Raw genomic sequence first — 20,718 nt, 5'->3', positions numbered from 1 at the left:
TACGTGCTTACATGGCTGAATCATCACTTTTTCGGATATCTTTTCGTTGAAATGACCGGTTTTTCTCCGGAACGTTTTTTTAATATGTGCAGCGCACATGAAATTGAGGTTTGGGATGTAGTTCATTCCGGGCATGCTTACCGGTTCTTTATCACTGTACCGGGATTTCGTAAAATCAAACCTCTTGTCCGTAAATCGAAGGTCAGACTTAGAATTTTGAAAAAGTTTGGACTTCCTTTTTTTTTATACCGGAACAGAAGAAGAAAATTTTATGCGGCTGGCTTTTTTGGTTTTATGATGATACTTTATGCTTTGTCCCTTTTTATCTGGGATATTGAATTTGATGGAAATCAGATGTATACATATGACACTCTTTTAAAGTTCTGCGAGTCAGAGGAGATTCGTTATGGCATGAGAAAGTCAAAAATTGACTGTGATGTGCTGGAGGAATCATTAAGAACCCGTTTTCCGGAAATTACCTGGGTGTCTGCAAGAGTATCGGGAACCAGACTTTTGGTTAAGATAAAAGAGAATGAAGTGCTTTCTGACATTCCGGTCAGGGATGAAACTCCCTGCGATCTTATTGCCCAAAAGGATGGAACCATTACCTCCATGATTGTCCGAAGCGGAGTTCCTATGGTAAAGGTCGGGGATCAGGTGGCTGCAGGAGATGTGCTGGTCAGCGGCACACTTCCCATCATTGGGGACAGCGAGGAAATTGTAAATACTCATTATGTACACTCTGACGGGGATATAACAGCCAGAACAGAGTATCATTATAACAGGAAGGTTCCGTTATTTAAGACCATTGAGGTGGAGACCGGGAAAGTAAGAAGAGGGCGGTATATAAAAGCCTTTCAGTTTTCCTTTCTGTTAATGAGACCCAGACCGGAAGGGACATCGTGGAAACGAACGATGGAAGAAACCCAGCTTCATCTGTTTGAAAACTTTTATCTGCCCATTTATGTGGGAAAAATAACAGGGAAAGAGTATGTGTCCTATGAACGCCCTTATACGGAAGAAGAGAAGAAAGAACTGGCAGATCAGATGAATCAGAGCTTCCAAAAAAAATTATTGGAAAAGGGGGTACAAATTCTGGAAAATCATGTTAAAATACTAGATAATGAATCTTTGTGCCAGATTACCATGGATTTTGTGACGGAGGAGCCCTTAGGCAGACAGGAAGCGCTGAAGATGCAGACAACAGAGGAACCGGAGGAGACGAATAATTCAAATGAGCGTAATTGAAACTATCATAGATATTCCAATTGAACACGAGAAGAATGTATGCGGTCAATTTGACAGCTATTTAAAAAAGATTGAACGGACCCTGCATGTTACCATGATTGCAAGGGATGGAGCTCTTAAAATCATCGGTCCGGAACAGATGGTGCAGAGAGCGAAAAGTGTATTCAGCAATCTGATTGAGCTTTCCAAACGAGGGAATGTAATCGCAGAACAGAATGTGGATTATGCTCTTTCTCTGTCCTTTACGGAAAGCGACAGTCAGATCCTTGAGATAGACAAAGATATTATCTGCAGAACCATTAACGGAAAGCCGGTGAAGCCAAAGACTCTGGGACAGAAGCAGTATGTGGATCAGATCAGAAAAAAGATGGTGGTATTCGGAATTGGTCCTGCTGGAACCGGTAAAACCTATCTTGCCATGGCTATGGCAATTCAGGCTTTTAAAAACGGTGAAGTAAACAGGATTATTCTTACGAGACCTGCAATTGAAGCAGGGGAGAAGCTGGGTTTTCTGCCGGGTGATCTTCAGAGTAAGATTGATCCGTATTTAAGACCGCTTTACGATGCTCTGTATCAGATTATGGGAGCTGAAAGCTACCTTCACAATGCGGAAAAAGGTCTCATTGAGGTAGCACCTCTGGCCTATATGCGTGGAAGGACTCTTGATAATGCATTTATCATTCTTGATGAAGCCCAGAATACAACGCCTGCCCAGATGAAGATGTTTTTAACCAGAATCGGTTTTGGCTCCAAGGTGATTGTTACAGGCGACCAGACTCAGAAGGACCTTCCGGCTGGAGCTGTATCAGGTCTTGACATGGCCATGAGGATCTTAAAGAAAATTGATGATATCAGCTTTTGTCAGCTGACCAGCAGTGACGTTGTCCGCCATCCGCTGGTTCAAAAAATTGTACAGGCTTATGACGATTTTGAGTCCAGGAAAAAGCCGGCTGATCGAAAAGTGAAAACAGTTACAGGAAGAAAGGCGCATTATGACGATTAATATAGAATACGAAGCGGAGAAAAAGCTGAAAATTCCCTATGAAGAGATTATAACCAGTGTGGCAGAGGAAGCGCTGGATTATGAAAACTGCCCTTATGAGGCAGAGATTAATGTTCTTATTACAGATAACGAGGATATCCGCCAGATCAATCAGGAATACAGGAATATTGACAGTCCCACCGATGTACTTTCTTTTCCGATGATTGAATATGAGACACCTTCTGATTTCGATCATCTGGAAGAGGCGGAGTATGACTCCTTTAACCCGGAGACAGGAGAACTTCTCCTGGGGGATATAGTGGTTTCTGTAGACAAGGTGGAGGAACAGGCGGAAAAATACGGGCATTCCATAGAACGGGAGCTGGCTTTTTTAATCGCTCACAGCATGCTGCATTTATGCGGCTATGACCATATGGAAGACGAAGAACGCCTTGTTATGGAACGAAAGCAGGAAGAAATTTTAAGCCGGAGGGGATACGTGAGATGAAAAAAAAGGTATGGTTTGGTTTTGCTATAGGAATGCTGTCTGCAGCCTTGCTCTCTGGCTGCGGTAAAAAGTACGAGGAAGTATCTGTTACAAACGCCCAGTCAGAATCACAGAAGGAACAATCGACAGAAGAGATCCGCATAAACAGCAGTACAGAGCAATCCCCCGGTGAGGACAGTGAATCCGGTGAATACTATACCAGTGAAGAACGTATCGAGAAAGATGGCAAAATACGCAGTTATTTAACCGGTGAGATGGTGGATGCAGCCATTGGTAACCGGAGGCCGGTAGCAGTGATGATGAGCAATGATAAGGAGGCGCAGCCTCAATATGGAATCAATCGGGCAGGAGTTGTTTATGAAGCTCCGGTAGAAGGCGGAATGAACCGGTACATGGCAATTATTGAAGATTATGATAATCTTTCAAGAATTGGCTCTGTCAGAAGCTGCAGAACGTATTATACATACTTTGCCCGTGAATTTGATGCTGTTTATGCCCATTATGGACAAAGCACCTTTGCCAAGCCTTATCTGTCGAATTTAGATCACATCAATGGTCTGGAGGCCATTGGTTCCGTTGCCTATTTCCGCTCCTCCGACCGGAAATCTCCCCACAATGCCTATACCAGCGGGGAACGGTTAAACAAGTCCATAGAAAAGCTGGGCTTTAAAAGAGAATATAATCCGGAATATAAGGGGCATTATCTTTTTGCAAAAACCGGTCATGAGGTTACTTTACAGGATGCGAACAGTGTAAAGGACGCTTATAAGGTTTACCCTGGCTACGTTTATAATAAGCCGTGGTTTGAGTACCATGAGGATGACGGGCTTTATTACAGATACCAGTATGGAAAGGCTCACGAGGGGGATGAAGGTCAGATCAGGGTGAAGAATATTATCCTGCAGTATTGTCCCTCCGCTCATTATGCCACTACTGAATATTTAAATATCAATGTTCACAATGATTCTTTCGGAATGTATGTGACCGGGGGCCGGGCAATTCCGGTGAAATGGTCCAAGGATGGAGAATTTGGGCCCACACATTATTACGATATGGAGAATAACGAGATCATCCTGAACCAGGGGAAAACCTGGGTTTGTATCATTTCAGCACAGGACTCTCCTAAAGTAGAAATATATGGAAAACAGTAGGACAAGTAAAAAAACGAAAAAAAGGGGTTCTTCTAACTTCCTTCTTCAGGGAATCATCCTTGCGGCTGCAGGCATTATTGTCCGGATAATCGGAATGTTTTACCGGATACCCCTTGCAGATATTTTAGGAGATGAAGGAAACGGATATTACAGTTCCGCTTTTTCAATTTACTCCATTTTATTAATTGTTTCTTCCTACAGCCTTCCCACTGCAGTATCCAAGATGGTTGCTGTAAGGATGGCGAGGAAAGAATATGTTAATTCCATGAAGGTACTGAAAGTATCATTGTTTTATGGAACGGTTGTGGGAGGTTTGGGCGCTGCAGTTCTGTGGTTCGGAGCGGATGTGTTTGCAAATCAGTTTTTAAAGATGCCATATACCAGTTATGCTTTGAAAACACTGGCACCTACTGTCTGGATCATCGCTTATCTCGGGGTTTTCAGGGGGTACTTCCAGGGACTTGGAACCATGCTTCCTACGGCGGTATCCCAGATTTTTGAACAGATTGTCAATGCAGTCATCAGTATCTATGCAGCAGCAATGCTCTTTAAAGAAGGACTTCGTTCCAATGCGCTCTATGGATCAACCCAGTATTCCTTTGCGTTTGGAGCAGCAGGCGGAACCATTGGAACCGGTGCAGGAGCACTTGCAGGCCTTCTGTTCCTTTTGTTTCTCATGTTCAGCTACCGGCCGATCATGAGAAGACAGTCCAGAAGAGACCGTTCCGGATATTTTGAAACATATCAAAGTCTTTCCGGGGTTTTAATCCTGACCGTTCTTCCTATTGTGTTCAGCAGCGTTGCATATAATATCAGCATCGTGATTGATAACAGCATTTACGGCATAGGTATGTCTTCTATGGGTATGGGGGCTCCGGAGATAGCTGCTAACTGGGGAATCTATTCTGGTAAATACAGGCTTCTTTTTAATATACCGGTTGCAATTGCCAATTCTTTAGCATCTGCATTAATCCCATCTTTGTCCCAGGCAGTGGCAGAAAGAAGCAGGAGCCAGATCATAAGAAAGATTTCCATGGTGATTCGTTTTTCCATGATAATCGCAATTCCTTCCACGGTGGGGCTTACTGTGCTTGCAGGACCTATCTGCAATCTGCTGTTTAGCAGAAGCAATAACATTGAACTGATTAAGATGATGATATATGGCTCCTCTGCAGTTGTGTTTTTCTCCCTGTCAACCGTTACCAATGCGGTGCTTCAGGGAATTAATCACATGAAGACACCGTTAAAGAACGCGGTCATTTCCCTGGTGCTTCACGTGGGAATCCTGTGGGTCATGCTGTTTCCGCTTAAGATGGGGATATATGGAGTCTTATATTCCAACATTTTGTTTGCACTTACCATGTGTCTGCTTAATGGCCTCTCCATACGGAAATATTTAAATTATCATCAGGAGATCAGAAAAACATTCTTTCTTCCTACTCTTGCTGCAGGAATTATGGGTGCTGTTTCCTATGGGGTGTATTTTCTGATCCATGCAGTTTTAAAGCATAATATAGTGGGAGTTTTGGCGGCTGTGGCTGCGGCGGTGATTGTATACGGAGTGTTACTGTTAAAATTCCAGTGTGTCGATGAAACCGAGTTAAATGGCTTCCCCGGAGGCAGAAAATTGGCAGGTATTGCAAGAAAATACCATCTTTTATGATTAAAATGTAAGAAGAAAGCAGATACTATACTTACGTGAAGGAGGTATCAACTCATGAAGAAGTATATGTTCTGCTTTCTATTATTTGTTGCGGCATCTGCGATCTGTCTGGGAATTGGCTTTGCCATTACAAAGGACAGTGTCAGACCGGAGGAAGCCCTCCCCGGGGCAACCATAGAAACCGAAACTGTGACAGAAGCGCAGATTGTCATAAACCAGGAAGAGGCAAAGCCTGCCAATGCTGAGAGCAAGGATAAATATTATCTGGTTTCAGAGGATGGGTATCTGCTCGTCCTCTATCAGGATAAAACAACCATCTGCCTTTATACCCATATGCCGGTTACTGATTTTCCGGAAGAAGAGAGAGGGAAGCTGATGGATGGAATCTGGTTTCCCTCGATGGTTGAAGTATTCAATTATCTGGAATCCTATACAAGCTAAACAGAAATCTGATTGAAATTTTATGATAAAGCGGATACAATAAGTCTGACTGAATATGAGGGGGACAGGATGAAACAACAGATCATAATTATTGGGGCCGGAGCTTCTGGTCTGGCAGCGGGTATTTCTGCAGCCAGAGAGGGAGCTTCTGTTACAATTATGGAACATACAGCCAGGCCGGGAAAGAAGCTTCTTTCAACCGGTAATGGAAAGTGTAATATTACGAATTTACAGCTACCGGCAGGGGCATACAGGGGTAATCAGCCGGATTTTGCATATTCGGCACTGAATGCATTTACCGTAAGCCAGACGATGGATTTCTTCAAAGATCTGGGAATCGTTCTGACAGAGCGCAATGGATATGTCTATCCTAATACCGGACAGGCAGCCACAGTCCTGGAGGCGATGCTTTTTGAACTGGAACATCTGGGCGTCCGGATTTTGACGGAATGCCGGGTGGAAGAGATTAAAAAGGATCTGACTGTAGTAACAGAGAAAGGAAAACGAAAAGGAGACAGGATTATTCTCGCTGCTGGTTCCATGGCAGCCCCCAAAACGGGTTCTGATGGAAGCGGTTATGATCTTGCCCGTAAGCTGGGGCATCGTATTGTAACACCTCTGCCAGCTCTTGTGCAGCTTCGCTGTAAGGAAAAATGGTACAGGCAGGCAGCAGGAGTACGGACGGATGCACTTGTGACTCTTAAGACAGATGGAAAGACGGCGGCCTCAGACAGAGGCGAACTTCAGATCACAGATTACGGAATCTCCGGTATTCCTGTTTTTCAGATCAGCAGATATGCTGCAAGGGCCTTAAACGAAGGACAGCAGGTGACAGCACAGCTGGATTTACTTCCTGAACTCTCGTTTTCAGACTTAGAAATGCTTCTTTTGGAGCGGCACAGAAGGTTTGGATACAGACCGGCGGAAGAATTTTTACATGGTGTGTTAAATTCCAAACTGGCTAAGATACTTTTAAAAGAGGCCGGTATTACACGGGCATCATGGGTAAAAGAGATTACAACAAGAGAGATTAAGAATCTTGTCCGCTGCTTAAAGGATTTAAATACAGTAATTGTTTCTACCAATGCGTTTGATCAGGCTCAGGTATGCAGCGGCGGTGTGGATACAAAAGAGGTAGATCCTGTTACAATGGAATCGAAACTAATAAAGGGACTCTATTTTTCGGGAGAAATCCTTGATGTAGATGGAATATGCGGGGGTTATAACCTGCAGTGGGCATGGTCCAGCGGAATTACGGCAGGAATTCATGCAGGAAGAGGATAAATATTATGATACGAATCAATCAATTAAAACTTGCAGTCGATCACACAAAAGAAGATCTGCTGGCGAAAGCGGCTAAATTATTACGAATACCCGTAACTGAGATACAGTCTTATGAAATAATCAAACAATCAGTTGATGCCCGTAAAAAAGAGGAGATTCATTTTATCTACTCCATTGACATTGAGACAAAAAATGAAGAAGCAGTTATACATAGAGCTAAAAATGTCAATGTTACACCGGCAGTGAAAAGGGAATACCAATTTCCTGAGATCGGAACAGAAACAATGACAAACCGTCCGGTCATTGTGGGTGCAGGCCCTGCAGGGCTGTTTTGTGCAGTCATGCTGGCCAGAAGCGGTTACCATCCTCTTCTTTTAGAGCGGGGCGAAGATGTAGACAGCAGGCGGCTTGCAGTGGATGGGTTCTGGAACGGCACACCATTAAATCCGGACAGCAACGTTCAGTTTGGTGAGGGCGGGGCAGGAACCTTCTCTGACGGAAAATTAAATACTCTGGTTAAGGACCCTCTGATGCGAAATCGCAAGGTTTTAGAGCTGTTTGTGGAATTCGGCGCAGACCCTTCTATTTTGTATATAAACAAGCCTCATATCGGTACTGATGTACTGAGCGGAATCGTAAAAAATATGAGAAAGGAGATCATCCGCCTTGGAGGAGAGGTCCGTTTTAACAGCCTTGTTACGGATGTTTTAATGACAGACGGGAAGATCTCCGGCATCAAAGTTAATGAAAGGGAAGAGATCCCTGCTGATACTTTAATTCTGGCCATCGGACACAGTGCAAGGGATACGTTTCATGTACTTGAACGCAGAGGGGTTCCCATGGAAGCCAAAGCGTTTGCCGTAGGACTCAGAATCCAGCACCCCCAGGAGGCTATCAACCGTTCCCAGTACGGGGAGGCTGCTCATGAGATTCTTGGAGCGGCAGATTATAAGCTTACCCATCAGTGCAAAAACGGAAGAGGGATCTATACATTTTGCATGTGCCCCGGCGGATATGTTGTGAATGCTTCCTCAGAAGAAGGGCGGCTGGCAGTCAATGGTATGAGCTATCATAAGCGTGATGGTATCAATGCAAACAGTGCGCTCATTGTCACTGTAACTCCTGAGGATTTTGGCGGCGGTTCACCCCTTGCGGGAATTGCTTATCAGAGGAAACTGGAAGAAGCAGCTTATCTGCAGGGTAAGGGCAACATACCAATCCAGCTTTACGGGGATTTTAAGAGAAACTGCAGTTCAAATACCTTTGGAGATGTGAAACCGGCATTCAAGGGAGGATATGAATTTACAAATATGAGAGAAATGCTTCCTGATTATATATCGGAATCCATTATCGAAGGCGTTGAGGCTTTTGAAGGAAAGATACGCGGCTTTTGCAGGCAGGATGCCATACTGGCAGGCGTGGAAAGCAGGACTTCATCACCGGTAAGGATTTCCAGAGATGAAGCATTTGAAAGCAGGATCAGGGGCATTTATCCCTGTGGAGAAGGCGCCGGCTATGCAGGCGGGATCACGTCTGCTGCGATGGATGGACTAAAAGTGGCAGAAGCCATTGCCAGAAGATATAAAAGCTTTTCTTTCTAAATTGACGTATTTTTAAAAATGATGTAAGATATGAGATAAAAAGTAATTTAGAAAGCGGATGAAGAAGATGAATATTGAGGAACGAGTGAAACTGAAGGATAAAAAACGAATTGTAATTAAAATCGGATCTTCTTCCTTAACCCATACTCATACCGGGGATTTAAATCTGATGAAGATTGAAAAGCTCATCCGGGTAATCAGTGATTTAAAAGGACAGGGTAAGGAAGTGGTTTTAGTTTCTTCCGGTGCGATTGCAGCTGGACGGCAGGCACTTGGCCGTCATACAAGGCCTGTAACCATCTCTGAGAAGCAGGCTTTTGCAGCAGTCGGGCAGGCCAGGCTCATGATGGTATATCAGAAGCTGTTTGCCGAATACAACCAGATAGCGGCACAGGTGCTTCTTACAAAGAATACCATGGTCAGTGAAAACAGCCGCTTTAACGCACAGAATACCTTTGATGAACTTTTAAAGCTGGGTACCATTCCTGTTGTCAATGAGAATGATACTGTTTCTACCTCAGAGATTCCCCTTGTGGATAATTTCGGCGACAATGACAGGCTCTCAGCGGTTGTAGCTGCATTAATCGGAGCGGATCTTCTCATCCTTTTATCTGATATTGACGGACTGTATTCTGATGATCCCAGGCAGAACTCAGATGCAAGGTTCATCAGCCTGGTGAGAGAAATCACACCGGAACTGATGAATATGGGCAAATCCACATCAGGCAGTGACGTGGGCACAGGAGGTATGTCAGCAAAGCTTGCAGCAGCCAGGATCGCAACAGACAGCGGCTGTGATATGGTGATTGCCAACGGTGACCATGTGGAAATTATCAGCCAGATTTTAGAGGGACAGGAGAAAGGAACTTTATTTCTGGCCCACCCCAATCATGACTTTGATTTGATGACCTATATTAATTACGAGTATTAAGGAGACTAAGATGAATCAGGATAAAATCGACCGGATTAACACGCTTTATCATAAATCCAAAGCAACCGGACTTTCAGAAGAAGAGAAGGCGGAACAGGCGGCTTTAAGAAAAGAGTACATTGAAGCCATACGGAACAGCTTAAGAGGAAATCTAAACAGTATCTCCATTCAGGAAACAGATGGTACTGTTACGGATCTGGGAAAAAAGTATGGAAAAGTTGGAGAAGAATGAGATTCGTAAATGGGTGAAGGAACAGCGGAACAGTCTTAGTGTGTCAATAGAGGCACAATGGGATGAAGCGATCTGTGCCAGGCTTTCGGAACTTGAGGAAATAAACAGAGCGTTCTGCATTTACTGTTACGCTTCCATGCGCCATGAAGCAGGAACCTGGAAATTCATGGATCTGTTGTTAAAACAGGGGAAATGCGTAGCTGTTCCCAAAGTGTCAGGAAAGAAACTGGATTTTTATGTTATCACTGGAAAGACCGATCTGGAAGAAGGAACGATGGGGATTATGGAACCCAAGTCAACCTGTTTAAAAATCAATGATACGGAAGCTCCCGTGATAGTGCCGGGAATTGCCTTTGATAAAAACAGAAACCGGCTTGGGTACGGAGGAGGATATTATGACCGGTTCTTTGAAAAGGAACCTGCCCATAGGAGAATCGCCATTGCCTATAATTTTCAGATATTTGACAGGATCCCCGCAGATTCATATGATAAGACAGTAGATATGATTATTATTCCTTAAAAGAGAGGAGACTTTCATGACAATAACTGAGATTGGTAAAAAGGCGAAAGAAGTAACAGGAATGATTGGAATCGCTGGTTCTGCAAAAAAGGATGAAGGGCTGAAACTGGCAGCGGCCGCCTTGCTGGAAGGTGAGGCGGAGATTCTTTCTGCCAATCAGGATGATGTGATTAAGGCGACGGCAGCAGGAATGAACCAGGGACTGGTAGACAGGCTGGAACTGACACCGAAGCGAATCGAAGACATGGCACAGGGACTTCTGGCAGTAGCGGCACTAGAAGATCCTGTGGGAGAAGTTCTTTCCATGAAGATGCGGCCTAACGGGCTTACCATTGGTCAGAAAAGGGTCCCTCTCGGGGTTGTTGGAATTATATATGAGGCCAGGCCTAATGTGACAGCTGATGCCTTCGGACTTTGTTTTAAATCCGGTAATGCAGTGATTTTAAAAGGTGGAAGCGATGCTCTGGAGTCCAATAAAGCCATTGTCAAATGGTTAAGAACAGGGCTGTCCCGTGCAGGACTGCCGGAAGATGTTCTCCAGCTCATCACGGATACAGACAGAGAAAAGACAAAGGAATTTATGCGTCTTCGTGAATATGTGGATGTACTGATCCCAAGAGGAGGGGCAGGGCTTATAAAAAGCGTTGTTGATAACAGCACCATTCCTGTGATTGAGACCGGCACAGGTAACTGCCATATCTTTGTAGATGAATCAGCAGATTTTGACATGGCACTGGATATCATCTTTAATGCAAAAACTCAGAGAATTGGGGTTTGCAATGCATGTGAATCGCTTTTGGTACACAGAGCGGTGGCAGCCCGGTTCCTACCCTTATTAAACCAGCGCCTTTCAACAAAATCAGTGGAAATACGCGCGGATGAGGGGGCGTGTGAGATTGTAAAGAATTTTGTACCGGCTAAGGAAGAAGACTGGGGTACGGAGTACTTAGATTATATTGTATCTTTAAAGCTTGTTGATTCTGTAGAGGAAGCCATAGCTCATATTAACCGTTATAATACCAAACATTCGGAGGCAATCATTACATCCGATTATAATAATGCCCAGAAATTTTTAAATGAAATTGATGCAGCAGCTGTTTATGTGAATGCATCCACCCGGTTTACCGATGGATACGAATTCGGTTTTGGAGCTGAGATCGGAATCAGTACACAGAAGCTGCACGCCAGAGGTCCTATGGGATTAAAAGAACTTACTACCACCAAATATATTATTTATGGAAATGGACAAATTCGGCCATAATATAATTTGCCATCATTGTTTGACAATTCTTTTATTGTGTGATAAACTACCGACAGAAGAAATGGAAGGGGTGAAAGGATGAAGAAATAATTCTTGTAAAGTAACTGCATAATGAAATCAGGATATTTTATATCTTTTTTTATTGTGCTTGTTTTTGCAAGAATATTACTTCATTCTCAAGCCTTTTTTTGTGTCCGGAAATAGACACCATCGGTAAAAGGAACGGCTGTGAGAATTACAATTCTTGCAGCTGTTTTTTATGCAGAAATTTATTTACTGCAATATTTGGAGGGATGTCTATGTCATTGATTCAGGTTACAGATCTTTCATTTACTTACGAAGGAAGCAGTGATCCGGTATTTGAACACGCTTCGTTTCAGCTGGATACAGACTGGAAGCTTGGTTTTACAGGAAGAAACGGGCGGGGGAAGACTACATTTTTAAATCTTCTTATGAACCGGATGGAATATACAGGAAGTATTATATCAAGCGTCAGATTTGATTATTTTCCCTATGAAGTGGAGGACCAGGAAGCGCAGACACTTGATATTGTCAATTCCATTCTTGGCGACTGCCCGTACTGGGAGTTAAAAAGAGAACTGACAAAGCTGCAGGTTTCAGAGGATGTGCTTTACCGGCCTTACAATACGCTGTCAAACGGAGAGCGGACAAAGGTTTTGCTGGCTGCCTTATTTTTACGAGAAGGTAATTTTCTCCTCATTGATGAGCCGACCAATCATCTGGACAGAGAAGGAAGGGCACTGGTCAGCCAGTATTTAAACAGCAAAAAAGGTTTCATATTGGTGTCTCATGACCGAAAATTTTTAGATGAATCGGTAGATCACATTTTATCCATTAATCGGGCTGATATTGAGGTTCAAAAAGGAAATTTCTCTGTGTGGTACGAAAACCGGCAGAGAAAGGATCAATATGAACAATCGGAAAATGAACGTTTAAAAAAGGATATCCGCCATCTTGAAGCAGCAGCCAGACAATCCGGAGAATGGGCGGATAAAGTGGAGTCCACCAAAATAGGAAAAAAGTCCGCGATCTATGAAACATCCATTGATACCCGGGCTTATGTGGGAGAAAAATCAAGGCGTATGCAGATGCGCAGAAAAAACTTAGAGCGCAGGCAGAACCAGGCAATTGAAGAGAAGAGAGGGCTGTTGAAAAATGTTGAGGAAGCAGAAGATTTAAAGCTGTATCCGTTAAAACACCATTCCGGCAGACTGCTTGTTTTAAAGGATGTTGTGCCGTACTATGAGGGACCGGTATGCGCTCCGGTCAGTTTTAACCTTGAACAGGGACAGCGGTTATCACTGCAGGGGAAGAACGGCAGCGGAAAAACAACCATTCTGAAATTGATTTTAGATAATAAAAACCCGGAAAGTCTGATTGATTACCATGGAACCATTGAAGTGGCAAGCGGACTGAAGATTTCCTACGTTTCCCAGGATACCTCTTTTTTAAAGGGAAGCCTGACAGAATACGGAAAGCAGTGCGGTTTGGAGGATTCTCTGTTTAAAGCCTTGTTAAGGAAACTGGATTTTTCAAGAGAACAATTTCAAAAACCCATGGAGGCGTTCAGCGAGGGGCAGAAGAAAAAAGTTCTTATTGCGCGCAGTCTGTGTGAGCAGGCCCACCTTTATATATGGGATGAACCTTTAAACTTTATAGACGTATATTCCAGAATCCAGATTGAAAACCTGATCCTTAAATTTCAGCCGTCCATGCTTTTGGTGGAGCATGATGAGTTCTTTACACAGAATGTGGGTGCTGAAACCGTCTGGCAAAGTTGACATTTTATGGTGTTTCATGTAAAATGCTTTTGATAAAGGGTTTAAAAAACAGAATGAATGAAAGGGATTTTTCAGATGCAGATTGATATAGATCAGATTGATATAAAAGGGGAAGTGCCGGTAAGGGAACCTGAAAGACAATATTATTTTATGGCAAAAGTCAGCAGGTATGTAAAACAGCGGAGTGAAGAGCTTGGACGCCCTATGACCTTTTGTACACAGACATTTGGCTGTCAGATGAATTCCAGAGATTCCGAAAAGCTCCAGGGAATTTTAGAGGCTGTTGGATTTGAACAGACAGACACCGAGGAGGCAGATTTTGTTCTTTATAACACCTGTACTGTAAGAGAAAATGCCAATCAGAAGGTTTACGGGAGGCTGGGAGTTTTAAACAGTCTGAAAAAGAAAAATCCTGACATGATGATTGCTCTTTGCGGATGCATGATGCAGGAAGAAGATGTGGTGGAAAAAATTAAAAAGAGCTACCGGTTTGTAGATGTTATTTTCGGTACTCATAATATCTATAAGCTGGCTGAGCTTTTATACCAGCGTCTGGAAGCCAAAAAGATGGTGGTTGACATCTGGAAGGGAACAGACCAGGTGGTGGAAGACCTTCCGGCTGACAGGAAATATTCATTTAAGTCCGGTGTCAACATTATGTTTGGCTGTGATAATTTCTGCAGCTACTGTATCGTACCCTACGTAAGAGGAAGGGAGCGCAGCCGCAGCCCAAAAGATATTATTACTGAGATAAAAGGACTTGCAGATGACGGTGTGGTAGAGATTATGCTGCTGGGCCAGAACGTAAACTCCTATGGGAAAACGCTGGAAGAACCAATCAGCTTTGCAGATCTTCTTATCCAGGCAGATGAGGTGGAAGGGCTGGAGCGCATCCGTTTTATGACGTCACACCCTAAGGATTTATCCGATGAACTGATAGAGGCCATGAAAAACTCCAAAAAAGTATGCCGTCACCTTCATCTTCCTCTCCAGTCAGGAAGCAGCCGGATCCTAAAGCTTATGAACCGGAAATATACAAAAGAAAAATATTTAGAGCTTGTTGAAAAAATACGTTCTGCCATGCCGGATATTTCACTGACTACTGACATTATTGTAGGGTTCCCGGGGGAAACAGAGGAAGACTTTGAGGAAACACTTGATGTAGTAAGAAAAGTACGCTTTGACAGTGCATTTACTTTTATCTATTCCAAGCGCACAGGTACACCGGCAGCAAAAATGGAAGACCAGGTCCCGGATGAAGTTGTAAAGGAACGTTTTGACAGACTGTTGTCTTTAGTCCAGAAGATTTCATCTGAGGTTTGCGGCAGAGAAGTGCATACAGTCCAGAAGGTCCTGGCAGAGGAAGTAAATGATCATGGAGAGGGTTATTTAACCGGACGGTTAAGCAATAACACGACCGTTCATTTTAAGGGAGATCCTTCTCTGATCGGAAAAATAGTGGACGTATATCTTGATGAATCCAAGGGATTTTATTATATGGGAACGTTAAGACCATAAACAGAAGAAAAGAGGAAACAAAAGAGAATGGCTGGATTATCGCCAATGATGGCTCATTATTTGGAAACAAAAAAAGAATACCCGGGATGTCTTTTATTTTACAGGCTGGGTGACTTTTATGAAATGTTTTTTGAAGATGCGATTACGGTATCCAGAGAGCTGGAAATAACTTTAACTGGTAAAGAATGCGGATTAGAGGAACGGGCACCTATGTGCGGCGTTCCTCATCATGCTGTTGAAACCTATTTAAACCGTCTGGTACAAAAGGGGTATAAAGTTGCCATTGCCGAACAGATGGAGGATCCCAGGCAGGCCAAGGGACTTGTTAAACGGGAAGTAATCCGTGTGGTAACTCCCGGAACCATAACCAGCGCGCAGGCTCTTGATGAAACAAGAAATAATTATCTGATGGGAGTTGTTTACATCGGAGAGGCATATGGCATTGCCGTCACAGATATCAGCACCGGCGATTTTCTGGTAACAGAAGTGGAATCCGACCGGGAACTGATTGATGAAATTAACAAATTTACACCATCTGAAATCATTTGCAATGAAGCTTTTTATGTATCAGGAGTGGATATAGAAGAAATTAAAAACCGGTATCATACGGTTATTTCATCTCTGGATCATCATTATTTTTCCGACGAAGTCTGCAGAAAAATTTTACGTGAACATTATCAGGTAGGCACCCTTACAGGGCTTGGGCTTGATGATTACGATATGGGTGTGATTGCAGCCGGCGCAGTGATGCAGTACATGTACGAAACCCAGAAAAGCAGCCTGTCCCATATCACAACAATCACACCTTATTCCACCGGGCAGTACATGATCATTGATACATCCACCAGAAGAAACTTAGAGCTTCTTGAAACGCTCAGGGAAAAGCAGAAACGGGGAAGTCTTCTATGGGTTCTGGACCGGACCAAAACAGCAATGGGAGCCAGAATGCTGCGCACCTATGTGGAACAGCCCCTGATTCATAAATCTGAGATTATAGGCCGTCAGAATGCCATTGAAGAACTGAATATGAATTACATATCCAGAGAGGAGATCAGTGAGTATTTAAATCCCATCTATGATCTGGAGCGCCTGATCGGAAGAATCAGCTATAAAACTGCAAATCCCAGGGATTTAATCGCATTTAAGAATTCACTGGAGATGCTTCCGTATATTAAAACACTGTTAAAAGAATTTACCAGCGGGCTCTTAACTGATCTGTATAATGATCTGGATCCCCTTGATGATATAAAGGATTACATTGAACGTGCAATTATTGAAGATCCCCCTGTGTCCATCAGAGAGGGCGGAATCATCAGAGAAGGCTTTCATGAAGAGGCGGATAAGCTCCGCAGTGCGAAAACAGAAGGTAAAACCTGGCTGGCAGATTTAGAGGCAAGGGAAAAAGAAAAAAGCGGAATCAAGAATCTGAAAGTGAAGTACAACAAAGTATTTGGTTACTATTTTGAAGTGACCAATTCCTTTAAGGATATGGTTCCGGATTATTTTATCAGAAAACAGACACTGGCCAATGCAGAACGTTATACCACCAATGAGTTAAAGGAACTGGAAGATATCATCCTGGGAGCTGAGGATAAGCTTTTTTCCCTGGAATATGACCTTTTCTGCGAAGTCCGGGATATGATTGCTTCCAAGGTACTTCGAATTCAGAAAAGCGCCAGAGCCATTGCAGGGATTGATGTGCTGGTTTCCTTATCTTCTGTAGCAACGAGAAATAATTATGTGAAGCCCCAGATTAATGAAAAGGGTATCATTGATATTAAAAACGGACGCCATCCGGTTGTGGAAAAGATGCTTCGGGATGATTTGTTCGTATCCAACGATGTTTATTTAGACAATGGAAAAAACCGCCTGTCTATTATAACGGGACCTAACATGGCGGGAAAATCAACCTATATGAGGCAGACGGCGCTGATTGTACTGATGGCTCAGATTGGCTGCTTTGTTCCTGCTGATGAAGCAAACATCGGAATCTGTGACCGGATTTTTACCCGTGTGGGAGCTTCTGATGATCTGGCTTCCGGTCAGAGTACTTTTATGGTGGAGATGACGGAGGTTGCCAATATTCTGCGCAACGCCACCAAAAACAGTCTGATCGTCCTGGATGAAATCGGAAGAGGAACCAGTACCTTTGACGGACTGAGCATTGCCTGGTCAGTGGTGGAGCATATCAGCAATTTAAAGCTCCTGGGAGCAAAGACTTTGTTTGCCACTCATTATCATGAGCTGACCGAACTGGAAGGGACCATGAGCGGGGTCAATAACTACTGCATCGCTGTGAAAGAGCAGGGAGATGACATTGTTTTTTTAAGGAAAATAATTAAAGGCGGAGCTGATAAAAGCTATGGAATTCAGGTAGCCAAGCTTGCCGGTGTTCCCGATACTGTCATAATCAGAGCCAAGGAACTGCTTGCAGAGTTAAGTGATGCGGATATTACAGCAAAAGCGAAAGAAATAGCGGAAGCGAATGGCGGCATATCCCAGCGGAAGGCTGTTCCAAAGCCGGATGAAGTGGATTTGCAGCAGATGTCACTTTTCGATACGGTAAAGGATGATGATATAATCAGGGAATTGGGAGAACTGGAGCTTGGCAACATGACTCCCATTGATGCCCTTAATACGTTATACCGTCTGCAGACCAAACTGAAAAATCGCTGGCAATAGGAAAAGGAGCAGGTGCCATGGCAAATATAACCGTACTGGATCAGAATACGATTAATAAAATAGCAGCGGGAGAAGTGGTTGAGCGTCCGGCTTCTGTGGTAAAGGAGCTTTTGGAGAATGCAATTGATGCAAAGGCGACAGCTGTTACGGTGGAAATCAAAGAAGGCGGAACCTCATTTATCCGCGTGACGGATAATGGCTGCGGTATTCCAAAGGAAGAGGTTCCTCTTGCTTTCCTGCGCCATTCCACCAGTAAAATCAAATCGGTAGAGGACCTGTTTACAGTCTCCTCTCTGGGATTCCGCGGTGAGGCGCTTGCCAGTATTGCATCAGTCTCACAGGTTGAGATTATTACAAAGACCAGTATTGGGTTAACAGGTACCAGATACCAGATCGAGGGAGGAATGGAACGGTCCATCGAGGAAATCGGTGCACCGGAAGGAACAACCTTCATTGCAAGAAACTTATTTTTCAATACACCCGCAAGAAAAAAGTTTTTGAAAACTCCGGTTACGGAAGGCGCGCATGTGGCTGATCTGGTGGAGAAGCTGGCGCTTTCCCACCCGGAGGTATCCATACGATTTATACAGAATAATCAGAATAAGCTTCATACATCCGGAAACCATAATCTGAAAGATATTATATATACCGTATTTGGCAGAGAAATTGCATCCAACCTGTTAGAGGTAACGGTTAAAAAGGGTGAGGTCACTGTAAATGGTTTTATTGGAAAACCGGTGATTGCCAGAGGCAACCGGAATTACGAAAATTATTTCATCAACGGAAGATTTATTAAAAGCAGTATTATTTCCCGGGCCATTGAAGAAGCTTACCGGCCGTTTATGATGCAGCATAAGTATCCGTTTACCATGCTTCATTTTACCATAGAACCGGAACTGCTTGATGTGAATGTTCATCCCACCAAGATGGAACTTCGCTTCCGTGACGGAGAAATGATCTATCATATGGTTTATCAGGCAGTAGCAAATGCCCTTGCACATAAAGAATTGATTCCGGAGGTCAGCCTCAATAAAAAAAGCGAAGAAAAGAAAGAGGAGATGCCTGGAAAAAAGTTCCAGCCTTCACCGGAACCATTTGAAAATCATAGGCTCATGGCTTTGAATCAGACAGCTGTTTCCCAGGAAAAAAAGCCATCTGACGGATTTTCTTTCCCCAAACGCCTGATCCCGCCTCAGCCTGAATCAGTCAGAGAACCGGACACTCTGGAAGAAAACTGGCTGGCTCCTCCGGTACCTGTTTTAGAAGAGAGGCCTGTTGTAAAGCAGCAGTTAAGCCAGATGAAACAGGAACAAAAGGCAGAGCAGCTGGATTTGTTTGACGGAAAGCTTTTAGAGCCGGAGTCCCGTATAAAACATAAACTGATCGGTCAGGTGTTCGATACCTACTGGCTGGTGGAATTTTCTGACCAGCTCTATATTATTGACCAGCATGCAGCCCACGAAAAGGTTTTATATGAGAAAACCATGGCAACACTTAAATCCAGAGAATATACTTCCCAGGTGATCAACCCTCCGATTATACTTACATTAAACCGGAATGAAGAGCTTTTGCTGAACCGCCATTTGTCTGTTTTTACAGACATGGGATTTGAAATTGAGCCATTTGGCGGAAAAGAATTTGCAGTGAGAGGTGTTCCGGCCAATCTTTTTACCATTGCGAAGAAGGAACTGCTGATTGAAATGATTGACAGCTTGTCCGATGATACGTCATTTACCAATCCCTCGATCATTTACGAGAAAGTGGCGTCAATGTCCTGTAAAGCAGCAGTGAAGGGAGGAAATTCCTTATCAGCGGCAGAAGCCAATGAACTGATCGATCAGCTTCTGAAACTGGAAAATCCTTATGCCTGCCCTCATGGCAGACCGACGATCATTTCCATGAGTCGGTATGAACTAGAAAAGAAATTTAAGAGGATTGTCTGATGAAACCATTAATTATTATAACCGGTCCAACAGCCGCAGGCAAAACAGATTTATCGGTCCGTCTTGCCCAGGCAATCGGAGGGGAAATTATCAGTGCAGATTCCATGCAGGTTTACCGTCATATGGATATTGGATCTGCCAAGATCACAGAAGAAGAAAAAAAAGGAATACCCCACTATTTAATTGACGTACTGAGTCCGGATGAGGAATTTAATGTGGCAGTTTTTCAGAAAATGGCAAAGGCTGCAGTGAATACTATTTATTCTCATGGAAATATTCCTATTGTGACAGGAGGCACCGGATTCTACATCCAGGCGCTTCTCTACGACATTGATTTTACGGAAACAGGCGAGGATTCCTCCATACGGGAGGAACTGGAAACCATGGGAAGAGAAAAAGGCGGGGAATACCTTCATGCACTGCTTCAAAAGATAGATCCCGATTCTGCCGCAGAGATTCATCACAACAATAAGAAACGGGTAATCCGAGCTATTGAGTATTTCAGGCAGACGGGAGAAAAAATCTCAGAGCACAACAGACGGGAAAGGGAAAAATCCTCTCCCTATAATTTCCTGTATTATACAGTAAACATGGACCGGGAGGTTTTGTATCAGAGAATTGACCGGCGTGTGGATTTAATGATGGAACGGGGGCTGGTTTCGGAAGTTAAAAGGTTGAAAGAAAAGGGCTGCACCAGAGAGATGGTATCCATGCAGGGACTGGGATATAAGGAAATACTGGATTATCTTCAGGGAATCTGTACACTTGAAGAGGCTGTATATATCCTGAAGCGGGATACCAGACATTTTGCCAAACGGCAGATTACCTGGTTTAAACGGGAAAGAGATGTCAGAAATATATATCTTCCCGATTATGATTATGATTTAGACCGGGTTCTAAAAAAGATTGTGCAGGATACGAATGAGATTATCGGATTGGAGAAATGTTAAA

At 43.6% G+C, this 20,718-nt stretch carries 17 protein-coding genes; all 17 read left to right on the top strand.

Annotation, left to right across the window (positions count from 1 at the left end; genetic code table 11):
- The first annotated feature begins 3 nt into the window (after window positions 1-3).
- Complete coding sequence (yqfD, locus tag V7D18_RS27115) at window positions 4-1,248, top strand: sporulation protein YqfD (protein WP_426159131.1); 1,245 nt, start codon at window positions 4-6, stop codon at window positions 1,246-1,248.
- Entirely contained in the window at window positions 1,235-2,251 is a 1,017-nt protein-coding gene (locus V7D18_RS27110; protein WP_426159130.1) for a PhoH family protein, read from the top strand. The genes yqfD and V7D18_RS27110 overlap by 14 nt, the downstream gene beginning before the upstream one ends.
- The gene (ybeY, locus tag V7D18_RS27105; RefSeq protein ID WP_426159127.1) at window positions 2,241-2,738 is read left to right on the top strand and encodes an rRNA maturation RNase YbeY; all 498 of its coding nucleotides are present in this window, start codon (window positions 2,241-2,243) and stop codon (window positions 2,736-2,738) included. Before V7D18_RS27110 ends, ybeY begins: the two co-directional genes overlap by 11 nt.
- On the top strand, window positions 2,735-3,889 hold the full coding sequence (locus V7D18_RS27100; protein ID WP_426159125.1) for a DUF3048 domain-containing protein: 1,155 nt from the start codon (window positions 2,735-2,737) through the stop codon (window positions 3,887-3,889). The genes ybeY and V7D18_RS27100 overlap by 4 nt, the downstream gene beginning before the upstream one ends.
- Window positions 3,876-5,552: a putative polysaccharide biosynthesis protein gene (locus V7D18_RS27095; protein ID WP_426159123.1), complete on the top strand. Its 1,677-nt coding sequence runs from the start codon at window positions 3,876-3,878 to the stop codon at window positions 5,550-5,552. Before V7D18_RS27100 ends, V7D18_RS27095 begins: the two co-directional genes overlap by 14 nt.
- Window positions 5,553-5,606: 54 nt before the next feature.
- Window positions 5,607-5,993 (top strand): hypothetical protein, encoded by a 387-nt coding sequence (locus tag V7D18_RS27090; RefSeq protein ID WP_117415507.1) that lies wholly within the window; start codon window positions 5,607-5,609, stop codon window positions 5,991-5,993.
- Between the two features lie 69 nt (window positions 5,994-6,062).
- Window positions 6,063-7,277 carry an NAD(P)/FAD-dependent oxidoreductase gene (locus V7D18_RS27085; protein ID WP_426159122.1) on the top strand — a complete coding sequence of 405 codons (1,215 nt, stop codon included), beginning with the start codon at window positions 6,063-6,065 and terminating at the stop codon, window positions 7,275-7,277.
- 5 nt (window positions 7,278-7,282) lie between these two features.
- Window positions 7,283-8,878, top strand: a complete 1,596-nt coding sequence (locus V7D18_RS27080) for an NAD(P)/FAD-dependent oxidoreductase (RefSeq protein ID WP_426159120.1) — start codon at window positions 7,283-7,285, stop codon at window positions 8,876-8,878.
- Window positions 8,879-8,945: 67 nt separating this feature from the next.
- Window positions 8,946-9,809 carry a glutamate 5-kinase gene (gene proB / locus V7D18_RS27075; protein WP_426159118.1) on the top strand — a complete coding sequence of 288 codons (864 nt, stop codon included), beginning with the start codon at window positions 8,946-8,948 and terminating at the stop codon, window positions 9,807-9,809.
- A 10-nt stretch (window positions 9,810-9,819) separates the two neighbouring features.
- Window positions 9,820-10,041, top strand: a complete 222-nt coding sequence (locus tag V7D18_RS27070) for a DUF896 domain-containing protein (protein ID WP_426159116.1) — start codon at window positions 9,820-9,822, stop codon at window positions 10,039-10,041.
- Window positions 10,019-10,561, top strand: coding sequence for a 5-formyltetrahydrofolate cyclo-ligase (locus V7D18_RS27065; RefSeq protein ID WP_426159114.1), 543 nt, complete (start codon window positions 10,019-10,021; stop codon window positions 10,559-10,561). The genes V7D18_RS27070 and V7D18_RS27065 overlap by 23 nt, the downstream gene beginning before the upstream one ends.
- A 16-nt stretch (window positions 10,562-10,577) precedes the next feature.
- Window positions 10,578-11,822, top strand: coding sequence for a glutamate-5-semialdehyde dehydrogenase (locus tag V7D18_RS27060; RefSeq protein ID WP_426159113.1), 1,245 nt, complete (start codon window positions 10,578-10,580; stop codon window positions 11,820-11,822).
- Window positions 11,823-12,121: 299 nt separating this feature from the next.
- On the top strand, window positions 12,122-13,624 hold the full coding sequence (gene abc-f / locus V7D18_RS27055; protein ID WP_426159112.1) for a ribosomal protection-like ABC-F family protein: 1,503 nt from the start codon (window positions 12,122-12,124) through the stop codon (window positions 13,622-13,624).
- 75 nt (window positions 13,625-13,699) lie between these two features.
- On the top strand, window positions 13,700-15,142 hold the full coding sequence (miaB, locus tag V7D18_RS27050) for a tRNA (N6-isopentenyl adenosine(37)-C2)-methylthiotransferase MiaB (RefSeq protein ID WP_426159110.1): 1,443 nt from the start codon (window positions 13,700-13,702) through the stop codon (window positions 15,140-15,142).
- Window positions 15,143-15,169: 27 nt separating this feature from the next.
- Window positions 15,170-17,824: a DNA mismatch repair protein MutS gene (mutS, locus tag V7D18_RS27045; protein WP_426159109.1), complete on the top strand. Its 2,655-nt coding sequence runs from the start codon at window positions 15,170-15,172 to the stop codon at window positions 17,822-17,824.
- Between the two features lie 17 nt (window positions 17,825-17,841).
- Window positions 17,842-19,767 carry a DNA mismatch repair endonuclease MutL gene (gene mutL / locus V7D18_RS27040; RefSeq protein ID WP_426159108.1) on the top strand — a complete coding sequence of 642 codons (1,926 nt, stop codon included), beginning with the start codon at window positions 17,842-17,844 and terminating at the stop codon, window positions 19,765-19,767.
- Window positions 19,764-20,717, top strand: coding sequence for a tRNA (adenosine(37)-N6)-dimethylallyltransferase MiaA (gene miaA, locus V7D18_RS27035; protein ID WP_426159258.1), 954 nt, complete (start codon window positions 19,764-19,766; stop codon window positions 20,715-20,717). Before mutL ends, miaA begins: the two co-directional genes overlap by 4 nt.
- Window position 20,718: the final 1 nt, after the last annotated feature.

The organism is Lacrimispora sp. 38-1 (assembly GCF_049890855.1).
Taxonomy (GTDB): Bacteria; Bacillota; Clostridia; order Lachnospirales; family Lachnospiraceae; genus Lacrimispora.
The sequence above is the reverse complement of the archived record's forward strand: the minus strand, read 5'-3'. Positions and strand labels throughout refer to the sequence as shown.

Bases quoted from the DNA above. Each gene is read 5' to 3' on its own strand.
- V7D18_RS27090 (WP_117415507.1), top strand. From the start codon at position 5,607: ATGAAGAAGTATATGTTCTGCTTTCTATTATTTGTTGCGGCATCTGCG.
- V7D18_RS27065 (WP_426159114.1), top strand. From the start codon at position 10,019: ATGGAAAAGTTGGAGAAGAATGAGATTCGTAAATGGGTGAAGGAACAG.
- V7D18_RS27085 (WP_426159122.1), top strand. From the start codon at position 6,063: ATGAAACAACAGATCATAATTATTGGGGCCGGAGCTTCTGGTCTGGCA.
- V7D18_RS27060 (WP_426159113.1), top strand. From the start codon at position 10,578: ATGACAATAACTGAGATTGGTAAAAAGGCGAAAGAAGTAACAGGAATG.
- V7D18_RS27070 (WP_426159116.1), top strand. From the start codon at position 9,820: ATGAATCAGGATAAAATCGACCGGATTAACACGCTTTATCATAAATCC.
- V7D18_RS27080 (WP_426159120.1), top strand. From the start codon at position 7,283: ATGATACGAATCAATCAATTAAAACTTGCAGTCGATCACACAAAAGAA.
- mutL (WP_426159108.1), top strand. From the start codon at position 17,842: ATGGCAAATATAACCGTACTGGATCAGAATACGATTAATAAAATAGCA.
- ybeY (WP_426159127.1), top strand. From the start codon at position 2,241: ATGACGATTAATATAGAATACGAAGCGGAGAAAAAGCTGAAAATTCCC.
- V7D18_RS27110 (WP_426159130.1), top strand. From the start codon at position 1,235: ATGAGCGTAATTGAAACTATCATAGATATTCCAATTGAACACGAGAAG.
- mutS (WP_426159109.1), top strand. From the start codon at position 15,170: ATGGCTGGATTATCGCCAATGATGGCTCATTATTTGGAAACAAAAAAA.
- proB (WP_426159118.1), top strand. From the start codon at position 8,946: ATGAATATTGAGGAACGAGTGAAACTGAAGGATAAAAAACGAATTGTA.
- abc-f (WP_426159112.1), top strand. From the start codon at position 12,122: ATGTCATTGATTCAGGTTACAGATCTTTCATTTACTTACGAAGGAAGC.
- V7D18_RS27095 (WP_426159123.1), top strand. From the start codon at position 3,876: ATGGAAAACAGTAGGACAAGTAAAAAAACGAAAAAAAGGGGTTCTTCT.
- miaB (WP_426159110.1), top strand. From the start codon at position 13,700: ATGCAGATTGATATAGATCAGATTGATATAAAAGGGGAAGTGCCGGTA.
- V7D18_RS27100 (WP_426159125.1), top strand. From the start codon at position 2,735: ATGAAAAAAAAGGTATGGTTTGGTTTTGCTATAGGAATGCTGTCTGCA.